The sequence below is a fragment of the Ilyobacter sp. genome, from assembly GCF_041583315.1.
Taxonomy (GTDB): domain Bacteria; phylum Fusobacteriota; class Fusobacteriia; order Fusobacteriales; family Fusobacteriaceae; genus Ilyobacter.
The window spans coordinates 1-11,717 of the sequence record NZ_JBFHGC010000022.1 but is presented as its reverse complement, the minus strand read 5'-3'; the positions used below and the strand labels follow the sequence as shown (position 1 = coordinate 11,717).

At 36.2% G+C, this 11,717-nt stretch carries 10 protein-coding genes and 1 other RNA gene; all 11 read left to right on the top strand.

Features of this window, described 5'->3' with window-relative positions:
• On the top strand, positions 1-1,350 hold a 1,350-nt coding region (locus ABZA26_RS01765; RefSeq protein ID WP_372712801.1), incomplete at its 5' end, for a hypothetical protein.
• A 215-nt stretch (positions 1,351-1,565) separates the two neighbouring features.
• Positions 1,566-2,933, top strand: a complete 1,368-nt coding sequence (gene mgtE / locus ABZA26_RS01760) for a magnesium transporter (RefSeq protein ID WP_372712800.1) — start codon at positions 1,566-1,568, stop codon at positions 2,931-2,933.
• Between the two features lie 59 nt (positions 2,934-2,992).
• An RNA gene (gene ffs / locus ABZA26_RS01755) (signal recognition particle sRNA large type) lies at positions 2,993-3,176 on the top strand.
• Between the two features lie 92 nt (positions 3,177-3,268).
• Complete coding sequence (locus ABZA26_RS01750) at positions 3,269-4,498, top strand: cation diffusion facilitator family transporter (protein ID WP_372712799.1); 1,230 nt, start codon at positions 3,269-3,271, stop codon at positions 4,496-4,498.
• Between the two features lie 41 nt (positions 4,499-4,539).
• Entirely contained in the window at positions 4,540-6,717 is a 2,178-nt protein-coding gene (locus ABZA26_RS01745; RefSeq protein ID WP_372712798.1) for an ATP-dependent helicase, read from the top strand.
• Positions 6,718-6,798: 81 nt separating this feature from the next.
• Positions 6,799-7,635 (top strand): UDP-3-O-acyl-N-acetylglucosamine deacetylase, encoded by an 837-nt coding sequence (gene lpxC, locus ABZA26_RS01740; RefSeq protein ID WP_372712797.1) that lies wholly within the window; start codon positions 6,799-6,801, stop codon positions 7,633-7,635.
• A gap of 36 nt (positions 7,636-7,671) precedes the next feature.
• Positions 7,672-8,097 (top strand): 3-hydroxyacyl-ACP dehydratase FabZ, encoded by a 426-nt coding sequence (gene fabZ, locus ABZA26_RS01735; protein ID WP_372712796.1) that lies wholly within the window; start codon positions 7,672-7,674, stop codon positions 8,095-8,097.
• Between the two features lie 11 nt (positions 8,098-8,108).
• Positions 8,109-8,882: an acyl-ACP--UDP-N-acetylglucosamine O-acyltransferase gene (gene lpxA / locus ABZA26_RS01730; protein ID WP_372712795.1), complete on the top strand. Its 774-nt coding sequence runs from the start codon at positions 8,109-8,111 to the stop codon at positions 8,880-8,882.
• Positions 8,882-9,685: an LpxI family protein gene (locus tag ABZA26_RS01725; protein ID WP_372712794.1), complete on the top strand. Its 804-nt coding sequence runs from the start codon at positions 8,882-8,884 to the stop codon at positions 9,683-9,685. The genes lpxA and ABZA26_RS01725 overlap by 1 nt, the downstream gene beginning before the upstream one ends.
• Positions 9,686-9,700: 15 nt before the next feature.
• Positions 9,701-10,786 carry a lipid-A-disaccharide synthase gene (gene lpxB, locus ABZA26_RS01720; protein WP_372712793.1) on the top strand — a complete coding sequence of 362 codons (1,086 nt, stop codon included), beginning with the start codon at positions 9,701-9,703 and terminating at the stop codon, positions 10,784-10,786.
• Positions 10,779-11,621 (top strand): ABC transporter transmembrane domain-containing protein, encoded by an 843-nt coding sequence (locus tag ABZA26_RS01715; RefSeq protein WP_372712792.1) that lies wholly within the window; start codon positions 10,779-10,781, stop codon positions 11,619-11,621. Before lpxB ends, ABZA26_RS01715 begins: the two co-directional genes overlap by 8 nt.
• The last annotated feature ends 96 nt before the right edge of the window (positions 11,622-11,717 follow it).

The following is an 11,717-nucleotide window of genomic DNA, read 5'->3' as shown; positions in this document are numbered from 1 at the left end:
CTGACTCCGGTGATCTCAAAAGAAAGCTCTTCTTATGAAGAACTTATGGTAAATCTGAAGAAAAGTGATATTGAAAAACTATCTCCTAGGGAGATAATACAGAATGAACTGGACAGAGTTGTAAACGGGTTTGAAAGTCAGCTTTCTGCAAAATACCAAAGTGATCGGGGAAAAATAGCAGAGAGAAAAGAGTACTGGGATAGTAAGCTGAAAAAAAATGAAAATAAAAAGAGAGTCGAAGAACTAAAAGTAAAGGCAGAAAAACTGGCAAAAGAGATAAAAGCTACCAAGAATCCCTTTGAAATAATAGGGAAAGAAAAAGAGCTGAGGGCCATATATTCTGAGGCGGATAAAATATATAAAAGTATAGAGGGAGATAAAAAAGAGTTTGAAAAAGATCTGAAAGAGCTCACAGAACTTCCTGGAAAATATAAAGAGATAGCTGCTATGGATAAAAATCAGATTTCAAGTCTGATCAAGATGGATTCTAAGGGTCTGGAAGAGCTCATTAACCGTATTCTGGGGCAGGAGCTAGGAGACAGCATTTATAAAGTAGCAAATGATTTTAACGGATTAAGTGAGAAGCTTAATAGCAGCGGAAAAGAGAAAGAAAAGCCGCCGGTAGATGTTTTTGTAGAAAAGGCCAGAATGACAATGAATATAGCCGGAGTGTCTATAGAGGGACATGCTACAAATATTCCAAGTGATCCCGAAAAAAGCAGGGGGCCTATTGAATTTGTGATCAATGGAAGCAAGGGGAATTCGAAAATTGATATTGATGGCTTTGTAAATCTCATATCGAGTGAGCAGCAACTGAATTTGAAATTGGTAAATTTAAAAGTTTCAGAGTTCTTGAAAGATATAACCTTTGGAGATGCTGTATTTAATCTAAACCAAAAATTGTATATAAAGGGGAAAACACCTGTTTTGACAGGAGAGCTGGAAATACTTGATTTTAAATCGAAAGAGAGTATAGAGGTTAGTGGCCAGGAGATTGTAGATATAGTTTTCTCTCAAGCTATAAATAATCTGAAAGACATAAAGGCAAGCTACCAGTATGATAATATAAATAAGAGATTGAGGATAAATAGCAACCTGTCTGAAAAATTAGCAGCTTCCCTTAAAAGTTCTTTTGAATCAAACAGCAGTTTAATTGCTAATACTCTTCAGGAGAAATATTCAGAAAAAGGTGAAGAGTATTTTGAACAGATAAAAGAGGACAGCAGTGGTTTCAAGGGAGATATAGGGGAAAAGTTGGATAAAAATTCCAAAGAAATAAACAGTATATTAGATGATATCAAAAAAAATACCGGACTTGATGCCGGAAATATTTTAAAAAAAATATTTTAGATACTATCCCGCCTTTGTAAGGCGGGAGTTTTTTTGTTTTTCAGTTTAAAAAATACAGAAGAACTGTTTTAGCAAAATTAAAATAACAAAATGAATACTATTTTTAATAATTTATCCTTGTTAAAATGAGGATTTGAGTTTATAATTTAATGCACCCGTTTTAATGCTAGTACAGAAAACTAATCATAATTATCTCACAGGAAGGCGGTGGAAGTATGCGTATAGGAAGAGATGTAAACCAATTGGTAGATATGCTCGAAGCTTTTTTAAGAAATCAGAGAGAAAAACAGCTTCACTATTCTGAACTTTCAAAAATATTTATCAGACTCAGAAAATTAGATAAGGAAAAATTCTTAGAATATATAAAAAGAATGCCCAGCAGCGACTTAGGAGACATACTACTGAGTCTCAGTGAAAATGTTTTGGAAGAAGCCCTACAGGCCCTTTCAGTAAAAAAACTTGTCAGTACAATAAAGAGATTGGAATCAGATGATGCCACAGATCTACTCCAGGATATAGAGGATATTGATGAAGAACTCGCTGTTCAAATATTAGAAGGTTTGGATTATAAAGAGCAGGAAGAGATTCAACTGTTAAAAAGTTATGAAGAAGACCAGGCCGGTGCATACATGCAGACGGAGGTTTTTGTAGCCAGCGATTCTGAGACAGTTAAGGAAACAATAGAAAGATTTAGAGTTTTGAAAATAAACGGTGAATTAGAGAATGTTTCTAGTGTTTTCATAACTGGGGATTATAAAAATCTCGTGGCCACAATATCTTTAGAGGATATTATACTTTTTGACTTGAATAAAAGTTTTAGGGAGCTTATAATAAAATCTCCTGAAAAATATAAAGCTAGATATGTTCGAGACATAGATGATATCGAAGATGTAGCAAAACTTTTTAAAGAGTATGATCTTACGGCAATCCCAGTAGTGGACGATCACGGTTACCTTTTAGGTAGGATAACTATGGATGACATATATGACATAGTGCAGGAGATCGCAACGGAACAGATCTATAATTTTGCCGGTGTTGATGAAGACGTAGAGACTGGAAAAATAGTTTTGAATGTATCAAGGAAAAGGGGGAAATGGCAGTTCCTGAATATGTGTACTGCATTTTTTGCTGCTTCGGTAATCGGTAGATTCCAGGGGACTATAGAGGGGCTACCGGCTCTTGCGGTGCTCATGCCTATTGTGGCATCTATGGGAGGTAATACAGGAAACCAGGCCCTTACGGTAATGGTAAGGCAGATGGCTGTGGGAGATGTAGACAACAGTAACTGGTTACAGAGTCTTATAAAAGAGATACTTGTAGCTATAATGAATGGATTTATTTTTGCAGTATTGGTGGCAAGCGGATCCTATCTATGGTTTAAAAATATAAAAATTTCAGTGATAATGGGAATATCAATTCTTGTGAACTTTGGTATAGCAGGACTTTGCGGGACAATGATACCCCTTTTCTTGAAAAAAATGAACACGGATCCTGCAGTGGGAAGTTCTATACTTTTGACCATGATAACAGATGCTTTAGGCTTCTTTATTTTTCTGGGGATGGCTAAATTATTCATTTACTAGAAGAAATCACAAGAAAAAGTTGTTGACTCATTTTTAAAATTATGATATATTTATAGCTGTCGTGATAGCCGGGGTATGTAAGCGTTACCCCGTAATCTACAGCTTTGTAGAGGTGAACCCGATTGGAGAAAAGAGTCCCGCACGGCGAAGTGCCGGTGAACCGTGTCAGATCTGGAAGGAAGCAGCACTAAGCTTGTTACTTCGGGTGTTGCGGATCGGCTCTTTTCGAAGATCGGTTCACGACACTTTTTTTATTTTTTGTATATGATTAAATTTGGAAGGAGAAGGATAATAAATATTCTTCTCTATTTTTATAAAGAAAAGGAGGCAGACTGATGTATAGAGTTTTGAGTGCCGGGGAATTAGGGGGCAATCTGTCGTTATTGAAAGAAATGGATGAAGATTTTATCTATGAAGTAAAAGGAAAATACTTTCTTCTGACAGATAAAAAAAATATATTAGCTTATGCTCTCATACTTGAATCTGCCGATGGATATATCCTGAGGAAAATATTTGTCAAAATGGAAAAGAGGTACCAGTCCTACGGAACAAAACTTATTGATCATATAATTAACTACGCTCTGAAACATGGTATAGATTCAGTAAAAATCCAAGATACCGAAGAAGAAAGTTACTTTGAGAAAAAAGGGTTTTTCAGAGAAAAAGATGTACTGGTATATCATGGGATACAGCAAAAAAATGAGAGGCTGAAAGACAGTGTAAAAGGAACCTGGATATCAATATTCATAAATGTACTCTTATCAGTTTTTAAGATTATAGTCGGAGTATTTGGAAAGAGTAGGGCCCTAATTGCAGATGGTTTCCATTCTATGTCAGACGTGGTGGGCTCTGTGGTCATACTTTTTAGTATATATTTCGGAAATATCCCCGAGGATGAAGACCACCCTTATGGACATGAAAAAATAGAAAGCATAGCTGGAAATATTGTAGGGGTATTGCTTGTTCTGACTGCTTTTGAGCTGGTGAGGGACAGTGTAATCTCACTTGTGAAAGGTGTGGATTTCATAGTTCCTTCAAAAATCACGATTTTTGTGGCTCTATTTTCAGTGATAGTAAAATATTATATGTACCTCTATAAAAAAAGAATAGGTCTGCGTACCAAAAGTGATGCTGTCCTTGCAGATGCCAGAGAGCACAAGAGTGATGCAGTATCTTCTATGGGTGTAGTTATAGGTCTGCTGCTATCAATATATGTCAACCCAATATTTGACACTATTGTGAGTATTTTGGTATCCTTGTTTATAGGGAAAGAGGGGATACATATTATTTTGGAAACGTCTAACAATATTCTGGACAAGCAGGATAAGGTTTTTTTAAAGAAAATAGAGGAATATGTCTACGGCAGCACTGAGATCACAAATATCCACGATATATTAATGAGGGTATCAGGTCACAAAATATTCTTATCTTTTCATATAAGAGTTTCTAAGGATATGACTGTTTATGAGGCACATACTCTTGCAGATGACCTGAAGTACTCTCTTCTTTCAGATTTTGAAGAGCTGAGAGATGTGATTATTCATATAGACTATATAATTGATTAGTACTATTTATTATGATATAATGCTTAAGGAGAAATTTAGATATGAGTATATTAAATAATTTGAATGTTGAACAGAAAAAAGCTGCCTCAAAGGTAGACGGGCCTGTCCTTATACTTGCCGGTGCAGGAAGTGGTAAAACCAGGACAGTAACCTACAGGATAGCCCACATGGTAATGGAAAAAGGGATCTCCCCTTACAAAATTCTCGCTGTAACTTTTACTAATAAAGCTGCCAGAGAGATGAGAGAAAGGGTGGAAACTCTCATAGGAGAAGACTCAAAAAGAGTAATGGTTTCAACATTTCACGCCTTCGGTGTGAGACTCCTCAGAATGTACGGAGTGGAATTGGGATACAATTCAAACTTTAACATCTATGACGGAGACGATCAGAAAAGACTCATAAAAAATATAATGAAGGACCTGGTTATCACAGACAAGAGTATTACTCCTGCAAGGATAGCCTCTATAATATCGAGATTAAAAGAAGACGGGATCACTCCTGAAGAGTATGAAAAAGATTCCAGAGGTTTTCTGGAAAGTTACAAGACAGTGTCTTCTGTATACAAAAGATACAATTCGGGACTTAAGAATAATAACGCCATGGATTTTGCTGATATAATTGTCAATACAAACAGGCTGATGGATATCCAGAAAATAAGAGAGAAAGTCCAGGAAAGATATCAGTATATAATGGTAGATGAGTACCAGGATACAAATAATACTCAGTATCAGATAATAAATAAAATTGCTGAAAAATATAAAAACATCTGTGTGGTAGGAGATGAAGATCAGAGTATTTACGGGTTTAGAGGGGCAAATATACAGAATATCCTGGATTTTGAAAAGGACTATCCTGAAGCGTTTGTGATAAAACTCGAACAAAACTACAGATCGACAGCTCATATACTGGAAGCTGCCAACTCGATAATAAAAAATAACGAGAGCTCCAAGGGGAAAAATCTCTGGACAGAGAAAGATAAAGGCGAATTAATTAGAATATTTGAATCGGAAGACGCCAGACATGAGGCTTTTCTGGTTCTTCAGGAGATAAACAGACTTAAGAACGGAAACAGAAATTATAAAGATTTCACAATACTATATAGGACAAATGCCCAATCTAGAGCCTTTGAAGAACTTTTCATAAAATTTAATATTCCATATAAAGTTTTTGGAGGGATGCAGTTCTATCAAAGGATGGAGATAAAGGATATAATGGCCTATCTGAATGTCATAAATAACTCCCTTGACTCCCTAAACTTACTGAGGGTATTAAATATACCTAAAAGAAAAATAGGGGCAAAAAGTATAGAAAAAATATCAGAATTTGCCGGGAACAGCGGTATAAGTATTTTTGAAGCACTGGGAAGATCTGAAGAGATAGATGGACTGAGTAAAAATCTGAAAATCGTATTGTCTGAATTCCATTCGATGCTCTTAAATTTTATAGAAGAGAGCCAGTATATGCCTGTATCCGAGATCTTTGACGAAGTAGTGAAAACAATAGGGTATTTCTCATACCTGGAAAGCCTGGGAGAGGAAGCCGAGTCTAGAATAGAAAATATAGAGGAACTGAGAAACTCCATAAGTGAGATGGAAAAAGTCCAGGAAAATCTAACACTGGGGGAATATCTTGAAAATACAGCACTTATAAGTGCTACAGATAAGCTTGAGGAAGACAAGGATTATGTCAAACTTATGACAATACATAATTCAAAAGGGCTTGAATTTCCTGTGGTTTTCGTGGTGGGAGTAGAGGATGAAGTATTCCCGGGATCGAAAGTGGAATATGATCCGACTCAGTTAGAAGAGGAAAGAAGACTCTGCTATGTGGCCATAACAAGAGCTGAGGAAAAACTGTATATGTATTATGCGAAGCAAAGATTTGTATATGGGCAGATGCAGTTTAGAACACAGTCTAGGTTTTTAGATGAGATTCCCGGACATCTTGTAGAACTGATAAACGTAAAGAAAATAGAGAAAGCTTCAGAGAACAAACCTGTTGCCAAGTCTTCGGTGGAGAACTTCAACCCTATCAGAGATGGTAAATCAAAAGTATCCAACAGTAACCTTCCATATTCTATAGGGGAAAAGGTTACTCACAAGAAGTTTGGACTGGGTATTGTGAGGAATATAAACGATAAGACAGTAGAAGTAGAATTTAGTATAGGAAAGAAGAAGTTCCTTACAATGGCTGCAGATAAATTTATAAACAAAATATAACTTCTTTTGAAGAGTATCTTTAAATTTATAATTTAATTACTATGAAGCTGTTAGAGAATATTATGGTGAGGAGAGATTAACTTGAATAGAAGAACAATCCAGAATGAGATAGTTTATAACGGTATAGGTCTCCACAAAGGTGAGAATATAAAACTAAAGCTTATCCCCGCTGAAAATGGAACAGGGATAATATTCAAAAGAGTGGACCTTAAAGACGGAGAAAATGAGATTATTTTAGACATAAATAATACTTTTGATCTTACAAGAGGAACCAATCTCAGAAATGAATTTGGGGCCAATGTCCACACAATAGAACATTTTCTGTCGGCACTCTATGTATATGGCATAACGGACCTTTTTGTAGAGTTAGACGGAAACGAGCTTCCTATAGGAGACGGAAGTGCAAAACCATTTGTCGAATTATTGGAAAAAAACGGGATAAAAGATATAGAGGCTGAAATAGATGAAATTGTCATAAAAGAACCCCTATACATAAGTCAGGGAGACAAGCATATAATTGCACTTCCCTATGACGGTTACAAGATAACTTACTCTATAAAGTTTGAACATACTTTTCTGAAATCACAGGTTCTGGAAAAAGAGATAGATATAGAGACTTACAAAAGTGAAGTCGCCCCAGCCAGAACATTTGGTTTTGACTATGAGGTGGAATACCTTAAAAAAAATAACCTTGCTCTGGGAGGAACACTGGAAAACGCCATCGTAGTAAAAAAGGACGGTGTGCTAAACCCCGGAGGACTTAGATTTGAAGATGAGTTTGTAAGACATAAAATGCTTGATATTATTGGAGATCTGAAAGTTTTAAACAGACCTATAAAAGGTCATATCATAGCAGTAAAAGCCGGACATGCCATTGATATAGAGTTTGCAAAACTATTGCTGTCAAACAATCTTTAAAAAATATATGATAGATTAAAAAAAGGAGTGAAAAGAATGTTAAATGTTATGGAAATTATGGAGAGAATCCCACATAGATACCCGTTTCTTCTTGTGGACAAGATAGTAGAGCTAGACAAAGAGGAACTTAAAATAGTAGGAATTAAAAACGTTACGATAAATGAAGATTTCTTCAACGGACACTTCCCTGGGCATCCTATTATGCCGGGAGTACTTATTGTAGAAGGAATGGCACAGTGTTTAGGTGTACTTGTAATGGAGCCAAATGGCGGACAGGTACCTTATTTCGCAGCTATTGAAAATGTAAAGTTTAAAGCTCCTGTAAGACCTGGAGATCAGATCGTGTATGAGTGCAACGTAAACAAACTAAGAAGAAACATAGTAAAAGCACATGGAGTTGCAAAAGTTGATGGAAAAGTTGTTACAGAAGCATCATTTACCTTCACTATCATGGGCAAATAGGAGGAAATAAAGTGGTTGAGATACACGAGACAGCAATTATAGCAGAAGGAGCTGTACTTGAGGATGGAGTGAAAATCGGACCCTATTGCGTAATAGGTAAGGATGTAAAAATAGGAAAGAATACTCTCCTTGAATCTCATGTGGTGGTAGAAGGAATTACAGAAATAGGAGAGGGGAATAAGATATATTCCTTTGCTTCCATAGGAAAGGATTCTCAAGACCTTAAATATAAAGGTGAGCCTACAAAAACCATCATAGGAAATAACAATAAAATAAGGGAATTTGTTACCATTCACAGGGGAACCACAGACAGATGGGAGACCAGAGTGGGAGACAACAACCTCATCATGGCTTATGTTCACATAGCTCATGATGTTATTGTAGGGGACAACTGTATTTTTTCAAATAACGCCACTCTTGCAGGACACGTAACTGTGGACAGCAATGCCCTTGTAGGAGGACTTACACCTGTACATCAGTTTTGCCGTATAGGTTCTTACTCTATGACAGGAGGAGCAAGTGCAATAAATCAGGATATATGTCCTTTTGTTCTTGCAGAAGGTAACAAGGCAAAGATAAGAGGCTTAAATTCAGTGGGCTTAAGAAGAAGAGGCTTCAGTGATGAAGAAATAAGGAATCTAAAAAAAGCATATAAATTGATATTCAGATCAGGAATGCCTCTAAAAGAAGCTGTAGAAGAGCTGAAGTCGACTTATAGTGAAGACAAAAATGTAATGTACCTTGTAGATTTTATTGAAAAAAGTGACAGGGGGATCGCCAGATAATGGAAAAAATCGGGATAATAGTGGGCAATGGGAAATTGCCCCTTTATTTCTTAAAAGAGGCCGGAGTAAAGGGATACGAAGTATTTCCCATCGGCCTCTTTGATACAATTGAAGAAGAGATAAAAGAACACGAAAATTTTAGAATGATGAACGTGGGGCGTATAGGGGATATTATAAAATATCTTCTCCGCAATAATATAGAAAAACTTGTGATGCTCGGGAAAGTTGAAAAAAGTATTATGTTCGGTAATATGGAGTTTGATGACTATGGCAAGAAACTCCTGAAAAAACTTCCTGATAATAAAGATGAAACCCTTCTTTTTGGTATCATATCTCTTTTAAAACTTTGTGGGATAAAAGTTTTGCCTCAGAATCATCTACTTGGAAATTTTATGTTTAAGGATAAAGTTTATACAGTCTCAAGTCCCGAAAAAAATGACAGTCTAACCATAAAAATGGGTGTAGAAGCAGCCAAGGCTCTGAGTGAGCTTGATGCAGGGCAGACAGTTGTGTGCAAGGACTCTTCAGTTGTAGCCTTAGAGGGAATAGAGGGTACAGATCAGACCATTTTGAGGGCAGGAAAATATGCCGGAGAAGGGTGTATAATAATAAAAATGGCCAGGCCTCAGCAGGATATGAGAGTGGATATACCAGCTGTTGGGCTAGATACAATAAAAAAAGCGGTAGAAATAGGAGCCAAAGGTATTGTAGGAGAAGCGGGGAAAATGCTCTTCCTTGATCAGGAACAGGCTGTAAAACTTGCAAATGAAAATAAACTTTTTATAATGGGTGTGAAGCTTTAGAAAAGGAGGGGTAAGATGAAATTTTTTGTTTCAACAGGTGAGATGTCAGGAGATCTTCACCTTTCCTATCTTGTAAAAGAGATTCTTAAAGAAAATGATCAAGCTGTTTTTTATGGTGTCGCAGGAGAGCACTCAAAAAATGTCGGTGTAAATATAATCCAGGACATAAAGGAACTGGCGGTAATGGGCTTTACTGAAGCAGTTATGAAGTACAGGTTCTTAAAGAAAAAGGCCGATGAATATCTAGAGTTTATAGAGGTCAATAAAATAGAGAAAGTCATCCTGGTAGATTACGGAGGATTCAATCTGAAATTTTTAGAACTTTTAAAAAAAAGAGTGCCTCATGTAGAGGTATATTATTATATCCCCCCCAAGTTATGGGTATGGGGAGAAAAAAGAATTAAGTCTTTAAGATTGGCAGATCATATAATGGTAATATTTCCGTGGGAAGTTGACTTCTATAAAAAACATGGAGTAAAAGCCGTATATTTTGGGAATCCATTTATTGAAAAATATGAAGTGATAAAAAACAGAGGAAATAAAATACTTCTTCTTCCAGGGAGCAGAAAACAAGAAGTAAAAAAATTACTTCCAATTATGCTAGAGGTTGTGGAAAAAAGAAAAGATGAAAAATTTCTTCTGAAACTTGCCTCTGAAGATCACCTGAACTGGATAGAATCTGACCTTGAAAAATATAGAAACCTCAAGGTACAAAGTGATATAACTCTTAAAGACGCTATTAAAAGTAGTAAAATTGCCCTAGCAGCATCAGGAACAGTCATTCTGGAACTTGCCCTTATGGGAATTCCTGGAATAGTTCTTTATAAAACAAATATAATAAATGAATTTATAGCGAGATATATTTTGAAATTAGGGTTTGTGTCTCTTCCAAATCTAACCTTAAATGAAGAAATTTATCCTGAACTCCTTCAGAGAGACTGTAATTCTATGAAAATTTCCGCTAAAATGAATGAAATACTAAAAAATATAGAAAAAATGGATATCAAGATAGAAGAGATAAGAAAGAAACTCTCTGGTGATGAGGTCATCAGGAGTTATGCCCAATATGTTTTAAAAGGGAGTAAAGTCAGCTATGAGTAAAAATAACCCATTAAAAAATAGATCATTAAATACTTTTTTAAAGTACAGTATAAGGCACAAGACACTTCTTATTTCTACAATTCTTTTGTCTTTTGTGGCTTCTGGACTAAGTGCGTTACCGGCATGGCTCATAAAGTATCTGGTAGATGATGTACTTATAAGTAAAAATGTAAAAATGCTTGTAATTGTAATATCAGGACTCATAATATCGACAATTTTAAAGGGGATTGCCTCTTATTTTACAGACGTGAAATCAGCCTTTGTAACAGAGACGATAAGACGTGAGATAAAAATAGATGTATTTAAACACCTTCAGAATCTTCCTATATCCTATTATAAGAACAATAAATTAGGAGATATAATGGCCAGGCTTTCTGGAGATGCCTCTATGCTTGGCAGGATAGGATTCCTTATTTTTGATGTTTTAAAAGAGGTAACAACTGCCATAGTGCTTTTAGTAAGAATATTTCAAGTGAATACTTTCTTGAGTATCATATCCCTCACGGCTCTTCCAGCAGTGATGAACCTCATTAAAAAATACACAAAAAAACTCAGGAAAGCCGGAAGGCAGAGGCAGGATATTGCAGGTGAACTGACTGCCTACACCCAGGAAAGTCTTTCTGGAATAAATATAGTAAAGGCCTTTGCCACTGAAGACAGTACAACAAAAAATTACAGCACCCTTAATATGAAAGAGTTTGATGCTTCAATGAAGGCGAGAAAAATAAGAGCCAAAGTCTCTCCTATAAATGAAGTTATAACAGTTATAATGGTGGCAATTGTTGCAGGGTACGGATGTTATCTTGTAAGCTCAGCACGAGTTCTTCCCACTTGAGCGCGTAGCGTTCGGGCCACTGCTCCCAATCCGCAGCGCTGGATCGGTTACCGACTTTCGCATCGCAACCAACGATGTCCTGGAGGCGGACCAGCT